20 protein-coding genes and 1 riboswitch are annotated in these 21,144 nt (G+C 58.0%); of the genes, 6 read left to right on the top strand and 14 right to left on the bottom strand.

Features of this window, described 5'->3' with window-relative positions; all coding sequences use genetic code 11:
* Positions 1 to 32: 32 nt before the first annotated feature.
* Together argE and Q0955_RS00320 are read right to left on the bottom strand one after the other, a co-directional pair.
* Positions 33 to 1,196, bottom strand: a complete 1,164-nt coding sequence (argE, locus tag Q0955_RS00325; RefSeq protein ID WP_299418600.1) for an acetylornithine deacetylase — start codon at positions 1,194 to 1,196, stop codon at positions 33 to 35.
* 4 nt (positions 1,197 to 1,200) lie between these two features.
* Entirely contained in the window at positions 1,201 to 3,021 is a 1,821-nt protein-coding gene (locus Q0955_RS00320) for an ABC transporter ATP-binding protein (RefSeq protein ID WP_299418598.1), read from the bottom strand.
* 301 nt (positions 3,022 to 3,322) lie between these two features.
* Here Q0955_RS00320 and Q0955_RS00315 point away from each other — a divergent pair, with 301 nt between their 5' ends.
* The 3 genes from Q0955_RS00315 (at position 3,323) to Q0955_RS00305 (ending at position 7,044) form a co-directional block, all read left to right on the top strand.
* Complete coding sequence (locus tag Q0955_RS00315; protein WP_299418596.1) at positions 3,323 to 5,023, top strand: peptide ABC transporter substrate-binding protein; 1,701 nt, start codon at positions 3,323 to 3,325, stop codon at positions 5,021 to 5,023.
* Between the two features lie 109 nt (positions 5,024 to 5,132).
* Positions 5,133 to 6,140, top strand: coding sequence for an ABC transporter permease (locus tag Q0955_RS00310; protein WP_299418594.1), 1,008 nt, complete (start codon positions 5,133 to 5,135; stop codon positions 6,138 to 6,140).
* Positions 6,133 to 7,044: an ABC transporter permease gene (locus tag Q0955_RS00305; protein ID WP_299418592.1), complete on the top strand. Its 912-nt coding sequence runs from the start codon at positions 6,133 to 6,135 to the stop codon at positions 7,042 to 7,044. Before Q0955_RS00310 ends, Q0955_RS00305 begins: the two co-directional genes overlap by 8 nt.
* A gap of 42 nt (positions 7,045 to 7,086) precedes the next feature.
* Here the strand turns inward: Q0955_RS00305 and Q0955_RS00300 are convergent, their stop codons facing one another.
* On the bottom strand, positions 7,087 to 7,839 hold the full coding sequence (locus Q0955_RS00300) for a class I SAM-dependent methyltransferase (protein ID WP_299418590.1): 753 nt from the start codon (positions 7,837 to 7,839) through the stop codon (positions 7,087 to 7,089).
* A gap of 135 nt (positions 7,840 to 7,974) precedes the next feature.
* Between Q0955_RS00300 and Q0955_RS00295 the strand changes: the two genes are divergently transcribed.
* Together Q0955_RS00295 and Q0955_RS00290 are read left to right on the top strand one after the other, a co-directional pair.
* Entirely contained in the window at positions 7,975 to 9,048 is a 1,074-nt protein-coding gene (locus Q0955_RS00295) for a trifunctional transcriptional activator/DNA repair protein Ada/methylated-DNA--[protein]-cysteine S-methyltransferase (protein ID WP_299418588.1), read from the top strand.
* Positions 9,035 to 9,802, top strand: a complete 768-nt coding sequence (locus Q0955_RS00290; RefSeq protein WP_299418586.1) for an isocitrate lyase/phosphoenolpyruvate mutase family protein — start codon at positions 9,035 to 9,037, stop codon at positions 9,800 to 9,802. Before Q0955_RS00295 ends, Q0955_RS00290 begins: the two co-directional genes overlap by 14 nt.
* Here the strand turns inward: Q0955_RS00290 and Q0955_RS00285 are convergent.
* From Q0955_RS00285 to Q0955_RS00270, 4 genes are all read right to left on the bottom strand, one after another.
* Positions 9,799 to 10,635 carry a prolyl oligopeptidase family serine peptidase gene (locus Q0955_RS00285; protein WP_299418584.1) on the bottom strand — a complete coding sequence of 279 codons (837 nt, stop codon included), beginning with the start codon at positions 10,633 to 10,635 and terminating at the stop codon, positions 9,799 to 9,801. The two genes, Q0955_RS00290 and Q0955_RS00285, sit on opposite strands and share 4 nt — an antisense overlap.
* A 143-nt stretch (positions 10,636 to 10,778) precedes the next feature.
* Positions 10,779 to 12,458 carry a 30S ribosomal protein S1 gene (gene rpsA / locus Q0955_RS00280; RefSeq protein ID WP_299418582.1) on the bottom strand — a complete coding sequence of 560 codons (1,680 nt, stop codon included), beginning with the start codon at positions 12,456 to 12,458 and terminating at the stop codon, positions 10,779 to 10,781.
* Between the two features lie 219 nt (positions 12,459 to 12,677).
* The gene (locus Q0955_RS00275; protein ID WP_299418580.1) at positions 12,678 to 12,938 is read right to left on the bottom strand and encodes a DUF6525 family protein; all 261 of its coding nucleotides are present in this window, start codon (positions 12,936 to 12,938) and stop codon (positions 12,678 to 12,680) included.
* 134 nt (positions 12,939 to 13,072) lie between these two features.
* Positions 13,073 to 13,708, bottom strand: a complete 636-nt coding sequence (locus Q0955_RS00270; protein WP_299418578.1) for a nitroreductase family protein — start codon at positions 13,706 to 13,708, stop codon at positions 13,073 to 13,075.
* Positions 13,709 to 13,847: 139 nt separating this feature from the next.
* Between Q0955_RS00270 and Q0955_RS00265 the strand changes: the two genes are divergently transcribed.
* Positions 13,848 to 14,234, top strand: a complete 387-nt coding sequence (locus tag Q0955_RS00265; RefSeq protein WP_299418576.1) for a helix-turn-helix domain-containing protein — start codon at positions 13,848 to 13,850, stop codon at positions 14,232 to 14,234.
* An 11-nt stretch (positions 14,235 to 14,245) separates the two neighbouring features.
* Here Q0955_RS00265 and cmk read toward each other — a convergent pair whose 3' ends face one another.
* From cmk to metK, 7 genes are all read right to left on the bottom strand, one after another.
* Positions 14,246 to 14,860: a (d)CMP kinase gene (cmk, locus tag Q0955_RS00260; RefSeq protein WP_299418574.1), complete on the bottom strand. Its 615-nt coding sequence runs from the start codon at positions 14,858 to 14,860 to the stop codon at positions 14,246 to 14,248.
* An 85-nt stretch (positions 14,861 to 14,945) separates the two neighbouring features.
* Positions 14,946 to 15,458 carry a hypothetical protein gene (locus Q0955_RS00255; RefSeq protein WP_299418572.1) on the bottom strand — a complete coding sequence of 171 codons (513 nt, stop codon included), beginning with the start codon at positions 15,456 to 15,458 and terminating at the stop codon, positions 14,946 to 14,948.
* 90 nt (positions 15,459 to 15,548) lie between these two features.
* Complete coding sequence (gene aroA / locus Q0955_RS00250; RefSeq protein ID WP_299418570.1) at positions 15,549 to 16,895, bottom strand: 3-phosphoshikimate 1-carboxyvinyltransferase; 1,347 nt, start codon at positions 16,893 to 16,895, stop codon at positions 15,549 to 15,551.
* Positions 16,896 to 16,999: 104 nt separating this feature from the next.
* On the bottom strand, positions 17,000 to 18,046 hold the full coding sequence (locus tag Q0955_RS00245) for an amidohydrolase family protein (RefSeq protein WP_299418568.1): 1,047 nt from the start codon (positions 18,044 to 18,046) through the stop codon (positions 17,000 to 17,002).
* A gap of 55 nt (positions 18,047 to 18,101) precedes the next feature.
* Complete coding sequence (gene trmB, locus Q0955_RS00240; protein ID WP_299418566.1) at positions 18,102 to 18,839, bottom strand: tRNA (guanosine(46)-N7)-methyltransferase TrmB; 738 nt, start codon at positions 18,837 to 18,839, stop codon at positions 18,102 to 18,104.
* A 58-nt stretch (positions 18,840 to 18,897) separates the two neighbouring features.
* Positions 18,898 to 19,893 (bottom strand): bile acid:sodium symporter family protein, encoded by a 996-nt coding sequence (locus Q0955_RS00235; protein ID WP_299418564.1) that lies wholly within the window; start codon positions 19,891 to 19,893, stop codon positions 18,898 to 18,900.
* A gap of 15 nt (positions 19,894 to 19,908) precedes the next feature.
* The gene (gene metK / locus Q0955_RS00230) at positions 19,909 to 21,090 is read right to left on the bottom strand and encodes a methionine adenosyltransferase (protein WP_299418562.1); all 1,182 of its coding nucleotides are present in this window, start codon (positions 21,088 to 21,090) and stop codon (positions 19,909 to 19,911) included.
* Positions 21,091 to 21,094: 4 nt separating this feature from the next.
* Positions 21,095 to 21,143: riboswitch (SAM-SAH riboswitch) on the bottom strand.
* Position 21,144 lies beyond the last annotated feature (1 nt).

Here is a 21,144-nt window from a genome sequence, read left to right as displayed (position 1 = left end):
TTCGGTCAATTTCGTGACCCTTTGGCAAGGCCTCAGGAACAGGCTGCGATCAGCTTTTGCATAAAGCCTTTTCCGACTTCAAACTGCGCCACCGATAGAAACTCATCTGGCTGATGTGCCTGAGCAATGTCCCCCGGACCACAGATCACTGTGGAGTATCCGGCATTTTGGAAATGGCCGCCCTCGGTGCCGTAGCTGACCACACGGGGCGCGTTGTCCCCTGTCAGCTGGCGCACCAGAGCTTCCGCCTCGCCAGTCTCTTCCGGCAACAGCCCCGGCACATAGAACTTCTCTTGCAGCGCAATATGGCTCTCCGGCACAACCGCCTGCATCTCTGCCTCAACCTCAGCCACTTTGGCTTTGAAACGGGCAATCCAGTCGTCGCGGTTCTCATCCGGCACAATGCGGAAGTCGAGACCGAAGCGACAATCCAGCGCTGTAATGTTGTGGGCTGTGCCGCCCTCAATCACGCCAACATGCACTGTGGTCCACGGCGGCTCAAACGTTGCGGCCACCGGCCCCGGCTCTTTGGCGCGATTTTCCACGTTCATCTCATTGGCCCATTCGATCAGCTTGGCACCATACATGATTGCGTTCACGCCGGTGTGCATCAGCGAGCTGTGCACCTCAAAGCCACGCACATGCACGTTGAAGCCCTGTCCACCTTTGTGGCCGGTCACTGCGCCCATCATCGACGGTTCGCCCACAATGGTGGCTGAGCCTTTGGGGAAGTACTTATTAATGCTCTCAATCAGCGGCGCCGCGCCGGTGCAGCCAATTTCCTCGTCATAAGACAAAGCCAATTGCAGCGGACGCTTCAGATCACTGTAGTGACCTTCAACAACGGCCCAGACCGCCAGCGCATCAAAGCCTTTCATGTCACAGGTGCCACGGCCAAACAGCTTGCCATCTTTCTCAACCACCTCAAACGGATCGGTTGACCACGGCTGGCCCTCTACCGGCACAACATCCGTGTGACCAGAGAGCACAATCGCGCCCTCAACATCGGGGCCAACATGGGCAAACAGACCCGCCTTCGCCGGATCTGTCTCATGTGGATGTTGATGCGCCTTGATACCGTGAGAGGCAAGATAGTCTTGCACCCACTCGATCAATGGCAGGTTGGTGTCGCTCGACACCGTCGGAAACGACACCAATTTGTCCAAAATGGCCCGCGGGCTCAGACGCTCCGCCATAGGCTTAGTACCCGCTGTCGGTGATCAGAACCTTGTGGCCCGGCCCAACCTCTTTGTACTCAGACGGAACAGGATCGTAGCCCACCTCATGGATTGGCGACGGGATCGGCTTGAAGTTCAGATCTTTCTCAGACTTGCGCTGACGCGGATCGGCAATTGGCACCGCTTTCATGAGGGCTTGCGTATACGGGTGCTGCGGGTTCTCAAACACCGCGCGGCGTGGGCCAAGCTCCACGATCCGGCCCAGATACATCACACCGACATGGTGGCTCACACGTTCCACAACCGCCATGTCATGGCTGATGAACACATAAGAGATGCCCAGCTCAGCCTGCAGTTCCATCATCAGGTTCAAAACCTGAGCCTGCACCGATACGTCAAGTGCAGACACCGCTTCGTCCGCCACAATCAGCTTCGGGTTCAACGCAAGCGCACGGGCAATCGCGATCCGCTGACGCTGACCACCGGACATCTCATGTGGGTAGCGGCGCATGAAGCTGCGGGGCAACTCCACCCGATCAAACAGCATCTCGACACGTTTTTGCAGCTCTTTACCGGAGTGCGTACCATAGTTGCGCATTGGCTCAGACACTTGATCCTGCAACATCATCTGCGGGTTCAGTGAGGCAAATGGATCCTGGAAGATCATCTGCATCTGTTGGCGCGCCGCGTGCATTTCTTTGGCGTTCAAAGCAATGATGTCCTGACCATCAAAGGTCACTTCACCAGACGTGGGTTCAACCAATCGCAACAAAGAGCGGCCCGCAGTGGATTTACCACAGCCGGACTCCCCCACTAGCGACAGTGTTTGGCCCTTGTTCACGGTGAACGACAAATCTTCAACCGCGTGCACGTTGGCCACAGTGCGGCGCATCAAGCCGCCTTTCACCGGGAAGCGGGTCACGAGGTTTTTCACCTCAAGGATGACCTCATCAGTCCCGGGAATTGGATCGGTGCTGTGGGTGGTGTCACCAAACAGCTTCATGGGGCTTGGCACATCTGTGCCGCGCATCTCACCCAGCTTTGGCACCGCCGCCAGCAGCGCCTTGGTGTAGTCATGGGTTGGGTTCTCGAAAATCTCTTCGACAGTGCCCTCTTCCACCTTATTACCGCGGAACATCACCACCACGCGATCCGCCATCTGCGCCACAACCGCCATGTCGTGGGTGATAAACATCACAGCCGTACCGGTTTCACGCTTCAAGCGATCCATCAGCGCGAGAATTTCCGCCTGAATGGTCACATCGAGCGCCGTTGTTGGCTCATCCGCAATCAACAGGCGCGGCTCACAGGCCATCGCCATGGCGATCACCACACGCTGGCGCATCCCGCCGGACAGCTCGTGAGGATACTGGTTCAGGCGCCGCTCCGGTTCCGGAATGCGCACCTCGCGCAGCAGCTCAATCGCCCGTGATTCCGCGGCCGATTTGGAAAGTTTTTTGTGCAACCGCAAGCCTTCGGTCAACTGACGTCCCACGGTGAACACCGGGTTCAGCGCGGTCATCGGCTCCTGAAAGATCATGCCGATCTCGTTGCCGCGAATCGTCCGCATCAAATCCTGGTTGGCCTCAGACAGGTCCACATCGTCCGCATCTTTGCGGTCAAACAACAGTTTACCACCGGCAATATCGCCGCCGCCAAACTCAACAAGGCGCATCAGAGACAGCGAAGACACCGATTTACCGGAGCCGGATTCTCCAACAATACAAACGGTTTCGCCTGGGTTCACCTTGAAGGACACATCCTCCACGCCCACCACGGGCCCGTCCTTGGTCTGGAACTCGACTCGCAGATTCTCGATTGACGCAATGGCGTTGTCCAACATTAAGGTGTCTCCCCTTACTCTTGTTTTTGTTGTCCCTCGCCGCGAAGCTATCGCCCATATTTGCAATGGTCAAACCTTGTAGGCCCAGATTCAGGCTCTGAATGAACATTTATTCAATTTGGCCCCTTGCAATTTTACCCTCACTGGTCTGTGATGCCTGCAGTCTGAGGGGAGTACGACTTTTTCACTTTGTGAAACCGCAAATGAACTCATTTGCGCCCTCTCCAGACAAGCAAAAACCGGGTGGAGCCAATCCATCCCAAAAAGCACGCATCCTGCGTGCACCAACATGGAGTGAGACATGAAAGCAAAGACTTTGATGCTTGGCGCCGCAGCAGCATTTGTGATGGCCCCAGCAGCCATGGCAGAGCGCGGTTCGGACGGCCACGTAAACATCATTTATTGGCAGGCGCCATCCATCCTGAACCCGTACCTGTCTTCCGGTACCAAGGACGTTGAATCCGCCTCCCTCACCCTGGAGCCGCTGGCGCGTTACGACGAAACCGGCAAAATGGTTCCGTTCCTGGCAGCTGAGATCCCAACCGTTGCAAACGGCGGCGTATCTGAGGACCTGACAACCATCACATGGACCATCGCTGACGGCATGGTTTGGTCCGATGGCACCGCAGTGACTTCCGCTGACGTTGTCTTCACCGGCGAATACTGCATGCACCCAGAAGGCGGTTGCGCACAGGCCGCTTTCTTTGACGGCGTTGAAAACATCGAAGCACTGGACGACAAAACCGTCAAAGTGACCTTCAACCAGCCAAAGCCAAACCCATATGGCCCATTTGTTGGCGGTCAGTCGCCAATCATCCAGAAAGCTCAGTTCGAGAACTGCACAGGCGCCAAAGCTCCTGAGTGTACTGCTGAGAACTTCGGCCCAATCGGCACTGGCCCATTTGTTGTCACTGACTTCAAAACCAACGACGTGATCCAGTACGAAGCCAACCCGAACTACCGTGACGCATCCAAGCCTGCGTTCGCAACTGTGACCTTCAAAGGGGGCGGAGACGCAACCGGTGCTGGTCGTGCGGTTCTGGAAACCGGCGAATTTGACTACGCATGGAACCTCCAGCTGGCACCTGATGTGATTGCCAAGATGGAAGAAGGCGGCAAAGGCAAAGCCATCGCAGGCTTCGGTCCGCTGGTTGAGCGTCTGGAAATGAACATGACCAACCCGTCCGCTGACTTGCCTGAAGGCGAGCGTGCGACTGTTGCTCACCCACACCCATTCCTGTCCGACATGAACGTGCGTAAAGCGCTGTCCATGGCAATCGACCGTGAGCTGTTGGTTGAAATCGGCTACGGTAAAGCGGGTAAAGTGACCTGTGATCTGGTGCCTGTGCCTGCGAACTACGCAGCTGGCAACGACTACTGTGCCACTCAGGACATCGCCGGCGCCAACGCGCTGCTGGACGAGGCTGGCTGGGTTAAAGGTGCTGACGGCATCCGCGCCAAAGACGGCGTAAAGCTGTCCATTCAGTACCAGACCTCCACAAACGCCGTACGTCAGGACTTCCAAGCCCTGATCAAACAGTGGTGGAGCGAGATCGGTGTTGAAACCGAACTGCGCAACCTGTCCGCATCCGTATTCTTCGGTGGTGACGCTGGTTCCCCAGACACCTTCCAGAAGTTCTACGCAGACGTGGAAATGTATGCCAACACCTTCAACGGCACCGACCCTCAGCAGTACCTTGCAGCGTACCGTTGTGGCGGCGAGCCAAAGCCATCTTCCCAGTGGCAGGGCGAAAACATCAACCGCTTCTGTGATCCGGCATACGACGCTCTGATCGACGAACTGGCACGCACCGGTGACATCGAGAAGCGCGGCGAAATCGCCAAGAAGATGAACAACATGCTGACCAAAGACAGCTACACCATCGTGCCTCTCGTGCACCGTGGCCGCGTCTCGGCACACTCCAACACTCTGGGCGGCGTTGTCCTGAACGTTTGGGACTCCGAGCTGTGGAATGTTGCAGACTGGCATCGTGTGAAGTAATTCACCGATCAGGGGCGAGCTTTCGGGCTCGCCCCAACTCTATTAAGCCCCGCACAGTAAGGTCACTGCGCGGGGCTCAACAACAAAAACGACGCATAAAGGCGCTTCCATGCTGACCTTCACCATACGCCGTCTGATCCTTGCGGTCCCGACGTTGCTCTTTATCTCACTTGTCATCTTCCTCCTGCTTGAGCTCGCGCCCGGCGATCCGATGGCACAAGTTCCCCTGACCGTCCCGCCAGAGGTCAAAGAAAAAATGCGCCTGGCCCTTGGCCTTGGCGAACCTGGCTACATCAGATTCTACAAATGGCTGGTCCAGTTCTTCTGGGTGGAACCCCAGATCCTGTTTGACCACCTGTTTGGCACCACCTTCGCTGAAGGTAAGCAGCGCATCATCAGCTGGCAGCACCGCGGTCCTGTGATGGACGTGGTTGTCGAGCGCCTGCCCCAAACGCTTTGGGTTGTGGGCCTGTCCTACATCGTGGGCATCCTGATCGCGCTGCCAATTGGCATCTACTCCGCCTACAAGCAGTATTCGCTGTTCGATCAGGCCGGTACCTTCATCACCATGATCGGCTACTCAATCCCACCGTTCTTCACCGGCCCGCTGGTGATTGTGTTGTTCTCGGTGAATTTGGGTTGGTTCCCATTCATCTACGACACCACACATGAGGTCGTGGATTGGGACAGCTTTGTCTATCAACTGCGCCAGATGATCATGCCCGTTATGGTGCTTGCGCTGCAAACCACAGCCCAGATCAGCCGCTACATGCGTGCCTCCATGCTGGACAACCTCAATCAGGACTATGTGCGCACCGCGCGCGCCAAGGGCCTGAGCGAGCGCGTGGTTGTGCTGGTGCACGTGCTGCGCAACTCGATGATCCCGGTTGTGACCGTGATTGCATTGGGTCTGCCAGCCATCTTCGGCGGCGCCATCATCACCGAGCAAGTGTTCTCCGTGAACGGCATCGGTGCCCAGCTGATCGGCGCCATTCAGGCCAACGATCTGCCCACCGTGCAGACGCTGACCTTTATGTTCGCTTTCCTGATCGTCTTCTTCAACCTGATCGCAGACGTGCTCTACGGCATTCTTGATCCGAGGATCCGCTATGACTGATACCACCAACACCGAGCCAACCACCCCACCGCACAGCCAGTGGTACGATGTTTGGCACCAGTTTAAAGCGCACAAAGGCGCTTTGCTGGGTGGCATCATCTTCCTGATCATCGTGTTTGGTGTGTTCATTGGCCCGCTACTCTGGCCCTATGACGCGACCTACATCGACATCCGGGCCCGCAACCAAGGTCCAAGCATGGCGCACCCCTTTGGCACCGACCAACTGGGCCGTGACTTACTGGCACGGATGATGGCCGGCGGCCAAACCTCCATCGCAGTGGGCCTGACCGCCATGTTGCTGGCTCTGAGCTTGGGCAGTTTTGTCGGCATCGTCGCCGGTTTCTTCAAGAAACTCGACGGCCCGCTGATGCGCCTGACAGACCTGTTCCTGGCGCTGCCGATCCTGCCGCTTCTGCTGGTGATGATGATGCTCTTCCGCGAGCCGCTGTCCTCAGCGGTTGGTCCGGAACGCGGCATCTTCATCCTGATCGTGGTGGCCATCGGCGTCACCTCCTGGATGCCCACCGCGCGGATTGTGCGTGGCGATGTGCTGGCGTTGAAAGAGCGTGAGTTTGTTCTGGCGGCCCGTTCTATCGGCACGTCCAACAAGAACATGATCACCCGTCACATTCTGCCCAACGTGCTGTCGCCAATCATGGTGTCGGCCACTTTGGGGATCGCCAACGCGATCATCACGGAATCGGCGCTGTCCTTCCTGGGCCTTGGCTTCCCGCCAGACTTCCCAACCTGGGGCCGTTTGTTGAACGACGCGGTGCAATATCTGCAAGACTACCCGGAGCGAGTGTTCTGGCCCGGATTGGGCATCTCGCTGACCGTGCTGTCGGTGAACTACCTCGGAGACGGTCTGCGCGATGCGCTCGACCCTCGCATCCGCGGCCGCTAAGACAGCTAACTAAGACACCTAAGGCCGGGCACTTGCCCGGCCTTATGCGTTTTGGACCTTCAGCCCCAGAATGATTTCAGGGCTGCGTGTCTCGTCAAAAGCCTGCCCGTCCCAGCCCCCGCTCAGATGCCGCCCCCCCAGCCCTGCCTGCTGCGCCAGCGCTTCCAGGTGCCCCTTGGTGCAAAACCTCAGGCTGCTCTCCGAGCCAATCTCCAGCCCGTCAGGCTCAAACCGATACGTCTCGTCAAACTGCACCAACTCATTCCCCACGGCAGTCACCTGATGCGCAACCTGAACCGTACGCCCTTCAGTCAAGGCAACCGGCGGTCCCGCGTTCTCCGGGCGCCACCGCTCCCAAGCCCTCACAGCGGGATTGCGGCTCTCAGCAAAAAACACCCCATCCGGCGCCAGCCGCGCCACAACTTCCGCATAAAGCCGCAAGATGTCCTGATCGCTCAACAGGCATTGAAACGCGTGGCCGGTCATGAAAATGAAATCAAACGGCCGCGACTTGGGCACAACACAGCACCTGCCCACATACCATTCGATCAGCTCTGCACCGGGTTTCTCCCGCGCAAACGCCACCATGCCAGGCGCCGGATCAACCGCACAGACATCATGCCCCCGCGCCGCCAGCTCCAGCGCAAACTGGCCGGTACCACAGCCAATGTCCAAGATCCGCTGCGGCACATTGGGCAGCTGAGACAAGTAGAAATCATAGTCTTCCCGCCCGGCATTTAAGGCGTCATAGACCGCAATCAACGCTGGATCCGAATACAAACTGTTCTCTGCCATCACTACCCTCACACATCCTGCCTGAGCTTAAGCCTGCCCTTGGGTAAACTTCCAGTCACACATTCCTGACCAGCTTTCTGAAATACACGCCCGATTTCCGGCTGCATGGCGGATGTCGCCTGCTAGGGTGCCCTCATGATGTTTGATTTGCCCACCCATGACACGCTTTACGCCGCCCTGTTGGCCCGTGATCCGGCTTTTGACGGCCGCGCCTATGTCTGCGTGTCCTCCACCGGTGTCTTCTGCCGCCTCACCTGCCCGGCCCGCAAACCCAAGACGGAAAACTGCACTTTCTTTGCTTCTATCGGCGAATGCATCGAAGCCGGATACCGCGCCTGCAAGCGCTGCCACCCCATGGCCCCCGCGGCAGAAGCGGACCCCGCCATTGCGGCCCTACTCGCCGCTTTAGATGAGCGCCCGGATATCCGCTGGTCCGAACGCCACATCGCCCAAATGGGTTTTGACCTTTCAACCGTGCGCAGGTCGTTCAAACGCCAGTTTGGCATGACCTTCCTTGAAATGGCCCGCCAACGCCGCCTGCGCGAAGGCTTTGAAGTGCTCAGCCAAGGCGACAAGGTCATCGAAGCGCAGATCAGTGCCAGCTTTGACAGCCCCTCCGCCTTCCGCGCGGCTTTTGCCCGCCTTCTCGGCTGCGCCCCTGCCGACCTGCGCCAAGGCGGTTTGTTATGCGCGGACTGGATCACTTCGCCGCTGGGTGATCTGATCGCCGTTTCCAGCGCCTCCCATTTACATTTGTTGGAATTTGTCGAACGCAAGGCCCTGCCCCGCGAACTCACCCGCCTACGTAACTTTGCCAAAGGGGACCTTGGCTTGGGCCGCTATGCACCGACAGATCAAGTGGAGGCTGAACTTGCCGCCTTCTTCACGGGCCAGAATGCACAGTTTGACACACCCCTCGCCTTTCACGGCACAGCCTTCACCAAAGACGTCTGGCACGCGCTTTGCACAATCCCAGCCGGAGAGACCCGCAGCTACTCAGAGATTGCCAAAACTCTAGACCGCCCCTCCGCCACCCGCGCTGTGGCCCGCGCCAACGGTGCCAACCAAATTGCGCTGCTGGTGCCCTGTCACCGCGTGCTGGGCGCGGACGGTTCGCTCACAGGCTACGGCGGCGGGCTCTGGCGGAAACAGAAACTCATTGAAATCGAACGCCAATACCAAAAAGGACATGTCCATGACCCAAGCTGATCGCGCCCGCGCCTTCGCCGCGCTGCACCAACCCGGCAATCCCCTTGTTCTCTACAACTGCTGGGATGCCGGCAGCGGCGCGGCCATTGCCAAAGGCGGAGCGCCGGCCCTAGCCACCGGCAGCTGGTCCGTTGCTGCGGCACAAGGCTATGCCGATGGGGAAGCTCTGCCACTGGAGACCCTCCTGCAAATCGCCACCCGTATCACCGCAACCTGCGATGTGCCGGTCTCGCTTGATTTTGAAGGCGGCTATGCCGTTGAGACCGATGCGCTGCGCAAAAACATCGCGGGTGTGTTGGCGGCGGGCATCATTGGCATCAACTTTGAGGACCGTGTGGTGCAAGGCCAAGGCCTTCATGACATCGACACCCAAAGCGCGCGTATCACCGCGATCCGTGCTGAGGCCGACGCCCACAATGTGCCGCTCTACATCAACGCCCGCACCGATCTATTCTTGCAATCAGATCCCGCCGAACATGGCCAACATGTTGAGGCTGCCATCACCCGTGGCAAAGCCTACGCTGAGGCCGGCGCCAGCGGCTTCTTCATCCCTGGCCTCGCTGATCCAGAGATGATCCACAGCATTTGCGAGGCGGTTACCTTGCCAGTCAACGCCATGTGTCTGGATGTCACCGCAGACATGGCGCCTCTGGCCGCTACGGGTGTGTCCCGTATCAGCTTTGGTCCAGCGCCCTACCGCGCCGCCATGAAAGCCCTGACGCAACAGGCGGAACGCCTTTACAGTGAGACCTAAGGCAGGCTCTTGAACCAAGCCCAGCTGTCGGCGGCAATCTGGTCGCCGATATCATAAAACCAATGTGTGTGTTGTGGGATGACGATCAGATCGTTTGCCACACCACGCTTTGCCATTTCCTCGCCCGTGGCACGGATGTCTGCGAGCTCAAAGCCAGTCTCATGCTGCCCAACATAAGCCCGGTAAGGTTTGGCCTCTTGCGGCACGATCTGATGGCTGGCTGGTAGAAACCCGCCATGCAAAGCGGCCGCCCGCCACGGGCCTTTTGTCTTGTTGAGAAGGGCTTGCGCATAGACCGCCCCGGCAGAATGCCCAAAGAGGAACACCTTCTCGCGATCAATCTGATGCTTCTCATGCAACTGATCTATCATCTTTTCCAACACATACGGCGATGGTTCCTCATAGGGCCAATTCCCACTTGGCGCGGTTGGCGCGAGGATCGCAAAACCGTTGTTGCGGGCGGTTTCATACCACATTTCGATCATCGACAGGCCCGTCCGGTCGCGCCCGTGAAACAGCACAACCAAAGGCACCGGGCGCGCAACCTGAGGGCCCACATAGTGCCACTTTACCGGGGTGATCCCGTCCAATGTGCTGTCAGACGGCACAATGGTCTGAATTTTCTCGGACGGCTCGTAGCGAAAGTCTTTGAGGTGCCGCACATGAAATTGCGTGGCGCTTTCCATGACAAAAGGCGCAGCGATCGGCGTATGCTCTGCCACCGGCATTATCGCTTCGGCGTTGCGGGATTTGGCGCTCTGCGCCGTCCAGACAAACAAGCCCGCGCCCGCACACACCACAACCGCCAGAAAAAGAACCACCACACGTATCACGACTGACCTCACCAATGTTGTTTTTCGCGGGCAACATCGCGCAGGTTTGCGGCAATCCTTTGGCGCAACACAGGCGCGCAAATGAAAACCCCCGCCATCTCTGACGGGGGTTCCCAAATTTTGAAACGAAAGATCGGTTGATCTTACTCGTCGCCAGTCTTCAGAGCTGCGCCCAGGATATCGCCCAGGGATGCGCCGGAGTCCGAAGAACCATACTGTTCCACGGCTTCTTTCTCTTCAGCAATCTCACGCGCTTTGATCGACAGACCCAGGCGACGGGTCTTGCTGTCGATGTTGGTCACACGTACGTCGAGCTTGTCGCCAACGGAGAAACGCTCAGGGCGCTGCTCAGCACGATCACGGGACAGGTCGGAGCGGCGGATGAAGGACTTCATGCCTTCGTATGCCACTTCGATGCCGCCGTCTTCGATGGCAGTCACTTCACAGGTCACAATCGAGCCGCGCTTCACGCCGCCAACTGCATCTGCAAATTTGTCGCCGCCGAGGGCTTTGATCGAGAGAGAGATACGCTCTTTTTCAACGTCAACTTCGGACACAACGGCCTGAACAACGTCGTTCTTGTGGTAGCTCTGGATGGCTTCTTCGCCGCGCTCGTCCCAGGACAGGTCGGAAAGGTGAACCATGCCGTCGATCTCGCCAGGCAGGCCGATGAACAGACCAAATTCGGTGATGTTCTTGACTTCGCCTTCGACCTCAGTGCCCTCTGGGTGGGTTTCTGCAAACACTTCCCATGGGTTGCGCTGAGTCTGCTTGAGACCCAGGGAAACGCGACGCTTGGCGCCGTCGATTTCCAGCACCATGACGTCCACTTCCTGAGAGGTGGAAACGATTTTGCCAGGGTGTACGTTCTTTTTGGTCCAAGACATTTCGGACACGTGAACCAGACCTTCAACACCCGGCTCCAGCTCAACAAAGGCACCGTAATCGGTGATGTTGGTCACGCGGCCTTTGTGCACGGAAGACAGTGGGTACTTGGCAGCAACCAGATCCCATGGATCGTCCTGCAGCTGCTTCATGCCCAGGCTGATGCGGTGGGTTTCTTTGTTGATCTTGATAACCTGAACTTTGACGGTTTCGCCAATTGTCAGGATCTCAGATGGGTGGTTCACACGACGCCATGCCATGTCGGTGACGTGCAGCAGGCCGTCAACGCCGCCGAGGTCAACAAATGCACCGTATTCGGTGATGTTTTTGACCACACCGTCGACCGCTTGGCCTTCGGACAGGTTGCCGATGACTTCTGCGCGCTGTTCGGCACGGGACTCTTCGAGGATCGCACGACGGGACACAACGATGTTGCCACGACGACGGTCCATTTTCAGAACCTGGAACGGCTGCTTCAGACCCATCAGTGGGCCGGCGTCACGTACTGGACGTACGTCAACTTGGGAGCCAGGCAAGAAGGCCACGGCGCCGCCGAGGTCAACTGTAAAGCCGCCTTTAACGCGACCAAAGATTGCGCCTTCAACGCGCTCTTCGTCTGCGTAGGCTTTCTCGAGGCGATCCCATGCTTCTTCACGGCGCGCCATCTCACGGGAGATAACCGCTTCGCCGCGGGCGTTTTCAGCCGAGCGCAGGAAGACTTCTACTTCGTCGCCAACAGCGATTTCAGCAGCTTCACCTGGATTTGCGAATTCTTTAAGATCAACGCGGCCTTCCATTTTGTAGCCTACGTCGATGATGGCTTGGCCCGCTTCAATTGCGATGACTTTGCCTTTGACAACCGAACCCTCGTTCGGTGTGTCCATTTCGAAGCTTTCGTTAAGGAGGGCTTCGAATTCCTCCATGGTTGTATCAGCCATGTGGCGTCATTTCCTTTTCAAACATTTTTACTGGCCGCGCGGTTGTCTCCGCCGGTCTTGGTTGGTGTCCGCCTTCTGGCAGAACAAGTTGGTCTTTGACGCGCCAAACAACTGGAAAAACACACAAAAAACAAAGAGGGCCGGCGTTTCCGACCCTGCTCGTCCCGTTGTTTTATGGCATTTGCGCCTTATAGACAGGGGCGATATAGCCCCAAACCCCTAGTTCGGCAAGCCGATTCCCTGCATTTGCTGGTCTCGGCGCAATGTCGCAGCCTCCACAGCATTCAACCGCTCAAGTGCCGCTTTTGGGTTCTTTGCGCCGCCCGCTTTGCGCCATATCCCGCGCGCAGAGGCCGGGCTCCAAGGCAAGGCTGCGGTATGCAACCATTGGCGCAGTTCTGGTGGCAGCGCGTCATAGGCTTGCATGACATTGCCCTGCCTGCGCCGCCCACGCAGATTGCTTTTGATATTCCGTCCCATGGCACCGCTCATATCCGACAGATTCATTTAGTTATGTTATTACATTTCTACCGCCGCGAATTTCAACCCCACGAAGACACAAAAAGGCGCCCCAGTCCGGAGCGCCTTCTAGAAGTGATCTTTTCCAAACGGCTTTAGCTAACCTCGTTCACCAGTGTCTCACGCGACTTGCGCACCTTCGCCATGGGCAGCAGCCAGTCCGCGCCTTCCTGACGGTAGCCCAGCGGCAACAGCGTCACGGATTTCAGGCCCAACTCTTTCAGCCCCATGATCTCATCCACGGCGTCCGGATCAAACCCTTCCATCGGGCAGGTGTCCACGCCCAGTTCCGCCGCTGCCAGCATGGCAAAGCCCAGCGCGATATAGGCCTGACGCGCCGCGTGGTCGTGGTTCACGGTCTCGTCACGCGGCAGATACACGTTTTTGAGGTTCTCATAATACTGCGACAGCATCTCATTTTCGCCGCGCAACTCTTCCATATGTGCACGCACCGCATCAATGCGCTCCGCCGAATAGTTATCCCAAGCCGCAAACACCAAAAGGTGGCTGCCTTCGGTGATCTGACTCTGATCCCAGCCCACCTTGCGGATCTTCTCACGCATCTCGTCGTTGGTCACCACAAACACCTCAAACGGCTGCGTACCACTGGAGGTCGGCGCCATACGGATCGCTTCCAGGATCGCCTCCACCTTTTCTTCAGGAACCGCTTTTGCTGGGTCCATTTTCTTGGTGGCATAGCGCCAATTCATCAGGTCTTTCAGGCTTGTCATTCTCACATGATCCTTCTTGCGGGCCGGCAACTCACCGGAACCGAGGGTGGTATACTTTCGATACCCGCGATATAAGTGGCACCAGAAATCGCCACAAGAAGGCACATGTTTGAGACCCGGTTACACAAGAGGAACCGCCATGCCTGAAAAGTCTGCGCACCAAGGCTGCCCGCAATGCTCCCGTATCAACGAGGTTCTGGGCCGCGTCGGAGACCGCTGGTCGGTGCTGATCGTGCTTTCACTGGCGCAATACAAAGTGCTGCGCTTCAACGAACTCAAACGCCATCTGGGCATTTCCCAGCGCATGTTATCTTTGAAACTGCGAGAGTTGGAACGTGACGGATTGGTCAACCGCACCTACCACCCGACGATCCCGCCCAAAGTGGAATACGCCCTGACTGAGCTGGGTTATTCTTTCTATGAGCCGGTGAAAACCCTTGGCACCTGGGCCTTGGACAACCTGCCCAACATCGACGAAGCCCGCGCCGACTATGATCTGCAGGCAGACGAGAAAAGGTCCGCCTGATCAGGTACGGTTCACTCTGCCGGACGCAGCTTGTCAATCGCTTCCACAGCCGCCGCGATGGCTGCCTCAATGGCCAAGTTGGAGGTGTCGATCAATACCGCGTCCTCCGCGGGCCTCAGCGGTGCTTCAGCCCGCTCCATATCCCGCGCGTCGCGCTCTTTCACATCCGCCAGCACGGTTTCGCGATCAATCTCGGTGCCTTTGCCAACAAGCTCTAGATAGCGGCGCTCTGCCCGCACTTCGGCACTGGCGGTGACAAACAGCTTGGCTTCGGCATTGGGGCAAATCACGGTGCCAATGTCGCGCCCATCCAGCACGGCCCCACCAGCACGGCGCGCAAACGCGCGTTGAAAATCCACCAAGGCAGCCCGCACCTCGCCAATCACGGCGACCTTACTGGCCGCTTGTGCCACCTCTGGCGTGCGCAGGTTGTCTGCATCAAGATCTTCGGCGGTCAGGGCTTTGGCGGCTTCAATTGGATCCGTTCCATCCAGTGTGCGGGCACCCACCGCGCGATACAACAAACCAGTGTCCAAATGAGCAAAGCCATAATGCGCCGCCACGGCTTTGGAGATTGTGCCCTTGCCCGCCGCCGCTGGCCCATCAATTGCAATGGTAAACCGCATGTCTTGCCCTGCTCTATCTAACGTCCCCGAGGCTCTACCGAGGCAAGATCATCAACGCAAGACGCCGCCCGCCTTGTGGGCCGGATTACGCCCACCGGCGGCGCATCTGCATCACCGCGCCCGCCATAAGTCCAACAAAGGCCACCGTGGCTGCCGCCGATTTGCAGCGCGTCCAAAAGCTGGCAAAAGCCACGAGGTTGTCTTCCACCGCGTCCGGACCGATGTGCAGCATTGTCGCCACCATATAGTTTTCTAGATAATCCGCCGACACCATGATCAGCGCCACAAAAGAAAACACCATGCTCCAGGGCCGCTGGAACAGGCTCTGAAAGCCAACAATCAACATTATCCCCAGCAGTGCCGGATAAACCAGATCAAGCCGCTGTTGCACAGTGATGTAGAAGTCCCGCCCCTCAACTGTCAGCGCCGACAAAAAACCGCGCGCCTCCTGTGGCGTATAGCCAAAGGGCCGCATGTCAAACGGCGCCAACCCTCCGGCGGCAGCACTGATGGTTGGCATGGTCCAAAACACCATCACCAGATAGATGGCAGTGGCGGCAGTAAAACTGACCCAAAAAACCCGCTGAATATAGCTCATGCAAAAGGCCCACAAATGACTAAGCCCCGATCATGACCGAGGCTTCGCCAAAATCAACAAAAACGTGCGCCAGAGGCCGCGTCGGGCAACTTATGTCCGGGTGATCTTCGCGCCCAAACCGTCCATCAGCGGCTCAAAGATCGGGAAAGACGTGGCGATTGGGCCGCCGTCATCCACGCTCACAGGCTGCTGTGTCGCCATGCCCATCACCATGAAGCTCATGGCAATGCGGTGATCCAAATGGCTTTCACAGGTCGCGCCACCAGGCACGTTGCCGTGGCCCAGACCTTTCACGATCCACCAGTCGTCACCCTCATCGACCTCCACACCATTGGCGCGCAGGCCTTTGGCCATGGCGTCGATACGGTCACTTTCCTTCACGCGCAGCTCTTTTACACCGCGCATCACGGTGTCGCCTTTGGCATAAGAGGCCACCACCGACAGCACCGGATATTCGTCAATCATGCTGGCCGCCCGCGCCGGGTCGATCTCGGCGCCCGTAAGATCAGGCGAGAACCGCGCCCGCAGGTCCGCCACCGGCTCGCCCCCCTCTTCGCGCTCATTTTCGAATGTCAGATCCGCATTCATCGCCTGCAACGCATAGAACAGACCTGCCCGCGTTGGGTTCAGACCGATATTTGGCACCAACACGTCAGAGCCCGGCGTGATGATTGCGGCACAAACCGGGAAAGCTGCCGAGCTTGGATCGCGCGGAACAACAATCGTCTGCGGTTTCAGCTCTGGCTGACCGGTCAAGGTGATCACGCGGCCTTCATCGGTCTCTTCCACCGAAATCTCGGCACCAAAGCCTGCCAGCATACGCTCGGTGTGGTCCCGTGTGGCTTCTTTCTCGATCACCACAGTTTGCCCCGGCGCATTCAGCCCCGCCAAAAGCACCGCAGATTTCACCTGCGCCGACGGCATCGGCACTTCGTAGCGCACGGGCACCGCATCTTTGGCCCCAACAATGGTCATCGGCAAACGCCCACCAGAGCGCCCCACCGAGGTCGCCCCAAACAACGCAATCGGGTCCGTCACCCGCGCCATTGGACGGCCGTTGAGGCTGGCGTCGCCAGTGAAGGTCACGGTGATGTCGCTGGTCGCCATCGCGCCCATGATCAGCCGCACGCCAGTACCAGAATTGCCGCAGTCGATGATATTGTCCGGCTCGGCAAAACCGCCGACACCGACCCCATGCACCGACCAGTTACCTTCGCCGTGGTTGATCACCTCCGCGCCAAACGCCGCCATGGCCTTGCCGGTGTCGAGCACGTCTTCGCCTTCCAGCAGGCCGGAGATTTTGGTCTCGCCCACGGCCATTGCGCCAAGGATCAGGCTGCGGTGGCTGATCGACTTGTCACCAGGCACATGCGCCTCGCCCTTCAGCGGGCCGCAGGGGGAAGAGGTCATTGGAATTGGAGTGCCGTGGCCGGACATAGCGCGTCATCCTTATTGCTTTTGCCCACGCTGTTAGCGCAACAAATGCCTAAGGTCCATGGCGCGATTGACGCGATTGTTGCGTCATGCCGGCAAGCGCCACCTCAAACCGCCTCACCGGTCAACCAGTGCCGCACATTGTCATGGGCTATCTGGTAATAAAGATCATCTCCCAACGCATGCCGCATCCGCATCGACACCGCCCGTTCTGACAAATCTTCCTGCTTGGTCATGTAGTAATCGGAGCCAAACAAAACACGAGAGCGCAGCGCATCATTTTTCAGGAAAATATCAAGATACGGCAGGTTCTCTTCAAAATCGAACATCGTATAGCTGATATCAGTGAACAGGTTGGGGTACTTCGGCGACTTAATCATGTCGCGGATCATCGTCACCCAATTCACAATCCGTGCGTCCGGGTCCAACGGGTCAATCCCCGCCACATAGTCTTCCCATTCGTCACTGCCGCCAAAATGTGCCAAGCAAATACGCAGCGCCGGGAACTGCGCCATCACCGGGATGTACCGGTGCGGCGCACCTAAATCTTCCCCCCATACCCCTGCGGCATTTTTTCCGTACACACCGCCGCGGGAACAGTGCGTCATCACCGGCAGATTGTTGTCAACGCAATAGGGGTATACCTTATCCATTAAGACAGGATGGTACGGGTAGTATCCCAACTTTGGATACAGCTTTAGCCCGCGAAATCCATGCTCCTCGACACAGCGGCGGAACTCATCAAACGCACCTTGGCGCGCTGGATGCACGGCGGCAAAGGGGATCAATCTGTCGGCGTACTCTTCAGCTCTGCAAAGCTGCGCCAAAATATCATGCTGCTCTCGCAACCCGACCGGCGCTTCACGATAGCCTCCCGGCGCAATATCCATCGGCAGGATGACAAACTGCGTATCATCTGGGTAATGCGGCAGCACCCGTTGCAGGACCTTCTCCTGCGTTTCAAGCCGCCCGACATCCGCCATTCGTGCAAGGCGCTCAATCTGCGGCGCAACGCCCCTAAGCACTTTTGCAAGAAAACTGATCAGTCTCGGCTTGTTGCGCAGTTTGCCCACAATCGGGCTTGGAAAGTCCTCCGGAACATTGTCCAGCGTGAACAAGTGAAGGTGACAATTGATGATATGGCGATCTGACATGGGGCACTCAATATATAACTAAATGCCACCAGAATTGTGCAAACCCGCGCCTTTATCAAGTCTTCCGGAAGGTCAGATAATGCGGCGTGCGCCCTTCGCGGAAGGCTTTTTGCTCATAGCGCGTGGAAATCCAATCCCCCCACGGCTCACGCCAGTCTTCCGGCTTCTCTGCCAACCACTCAAACCCTTGACGTGGCACTTCCTCCAAGGTCTGACGCACATAATCCTCAATGTCCGTCGCCACCCGGAAAATTGCTCCTGGCTTCAGCTTGCGTGACAATGGCTCCAGATGTTCAGGCGTCACAAACCGGCGACGGTGATGCCGCTTCTTGGGCCACGGATCAGGGTACAGCAAAAACGCCCGGCTCAGGCTTTGATCCGGCAGCACGTCAAACATGTCGCGCGCATCGCCGGGATGCACCTTGATGTTCTCCGCACCGGCTTCACGGATTTTGCCAAGCAGCATGGCAACACCATTGATGTAAGGTTCACAGCCAATGATACCCACATCCGGATTCTGCACCGCCTGATGCACCATATGCTCGCCGCCGCCAAAGCCCACTTCGAGCCAAACATCCTTGCCACCAAACAGCGCCTCAAGGTCAAGGTTCTCGCGCTCTGGGTTCTCTTCCCAGCCCACCTTGCCGGGAGACAGTGCCGCGAGATCTTCGTCCAGATAGGCCTCTTGGCTAGGCCGTAGGCCTTTGCCTTTGAAGCGGCCATAGAAGTTGCGCCACGGCGCACCGCTTGCGTGTCTGCCAGAATCTTTGCCGGGGTGTTTGTCGTCGGACATGCCAAATTACCTTATGCTGCGGGCCTGCCTTTGCCCAAACCCGCAGCAAAGGTCAAGTTCAGCCAAAAATCTTGCGCAAAATGAACATACCCGGAATGGTCACAATATACATCGTGATCCCGTAAACTGCGGCCGGCACCGCAAACTCGGGAATACCACCGGTTTGCGCAATAATCCCTGCTACCGCGATGCCAAGGGTCGCGTTCTGCACACCCATCTCCACAGAGATACAGAGCCCATCCGGCCCCGACAGTCCCAGCACACGCGCCACCACAACACCGGCAATCAGCAACACCGCATTCAGCGCCATCAGCACCGGCCCCAATCCGCCAATGTTCTCCATGAACATGCTCCAGTTGGTCGCCAGCGCCGCCGCGACAATCACCGCAAACAAGATCAGCGCCAAGGCCGACACGCGGCCTTCGTTATTGTCCGCAAACGTCGGCGCCACAAACCGCAGCAATACACCAATCGCCACCGGCACGGCGGTGATCACAAACATGCTGATGCCAATCGCGGTCACATTGATCACCGGCGCATCGCCGCCCAGAAACGTGGTCGCCGCCCAGCCGGTCAGCGCGGGCACGGTCAGCACCGACAACAGGCTCACCACCGCTGTTAGTGTGATAGACAAAGCCACCGTGCCCCCCGCCAATTTGGTCAGGATGTTGGACGTCACACCGCCTGGGCAAAACGACAACAACATCACGCCAAAAGCCATCGCAGGCGGCAAGCTTGTGAACGACACCAACAGAAACGCGACTGCAGGCACCGCGACCACCTGCATCATTACGCCCACAATCACCGCGCGCGGCATGGTCAGCACCCTGCCAAAATCGGCAAAGGTTAGCCCAAACCCCAATGAAAACATTATAATCGCCAACGACAGCGGCAAAGCCACATCGATCAACATCGCGCATTCCTCCCATTTCCCGGCCCAAACGTGGCACAGGTGACTTGCGATGCCAAAGACTTCCGTTGGGGCAGCTTGCTCGAGCTCAGTCTCCAGACATAGAAAAAGCCCGCCAAGAAAACCGGCGAGCTTTTCTATCATGCACTGTGCTGAGGATCAGATGGCTTTTTTCAAATCCTCAACCAGATCTGTGCGCTCCCAGCTGAAGCCACCATCGGCGCTTGGCTTGCGACCAAAGTGGCCATAAGCCGCCGTGCGCTCATAGATCGGCTTGTTCAGTTGCAACTTCTCGCGAATGCCCCGTGGCGTCAGGCACATCACCTTGCGGATCGCCTTCTCGATGTCCGCAGGCGCCACGTCGCCGGTGCCATGTGTGTCGGCATAGATCGACAGAGGCTCCGACACGCCAATCGCATAAGACAGCTGAATGGTGCAGCGCTCAGACATGCCCGCCGCCACGACGTTTTTCGCCAAGTAGCGCGCTGCGTAAGCTGCAGAGCGGTCCACTTTCGTTGGGTCTTTGCCAGAGAACGCGCCGCCGCCATGTGGGGCTGCGCCGCCATAGGTGTCCACGATGATCTTACGCCCGGTCAAACCCGCGTCGCCATCCGGCCCACCAATCACAAACTTGCCAGTTGGGTTCACGTGCCACGCGGTGGCATCGGTGATCCAGCCCTCTGGCAGGGTTTCGCGAATGTAGGGTTCGATAACCGCGCGCACATCTGCGCTGGTCATGTTTTCATCCATGTGCTGGGTCGACAACACGATGGAGCTCACGCCCACGGGCTTCCCGCCGTCATAGACCACAGACAGCTGAGATTTGGCATCCGGGCCCAGCGTCGGCTCCTGACCGGATTTGCGCACCTCTGCCAGTCGCCGCAGGATCGCATGGCTGTACTGGATCGGCGCAGGCATCAACGCCTCGGTTTCGGTGGTGGCATAGCCAAACATGATGCCCTGATCACCGGCGCCTTCGTCTTTGTCAGCCGCTGCATCCACGCCCTGCGCAATATGCGCGGACTGCTCGTGCAACAGGTTGGTGATCTCCACGGTCTCGTGGTGGAATTTTTCCTGCTCGTAGCCGATGTCTTTGATACAGGCGCGCGCTATCTCGTCGATGCGCTCCATGTAGTCATGCAGCTTGTCTTGATCCGACAGACCAACCTCGCCACCAATCACCACCCGGTTTGTCGTGGCAAAGGTTTCCGCCGCCACCCGGGCTTCAGGCTCCTCTGCCAAAAAGGCGTCCAAAACCGCGTCGGAAATGCGGTCACACACCTTATCAGGGTGCCCTTCCGAAACGCTTTCGGAAGTAAACGTGTAGTTCTGTCGTGTCATGAAGTGCTCCAATATAAGTCGATCGCCACGTCAGGAAGCCGTTGTGGCGATAAT

Source organism: uncultured Shimia sp. (assembly GCF_947493595.1).
Classification (GTDB): domain Bacteria; phylum Pseudomonadota; class Alphaproteobacteria; order Rhodobacterales; family Rhodobacteraceae; genus Shimia.
This window is presented reverse-complemented; position numbering and strand designations above follow the sequence as displayed.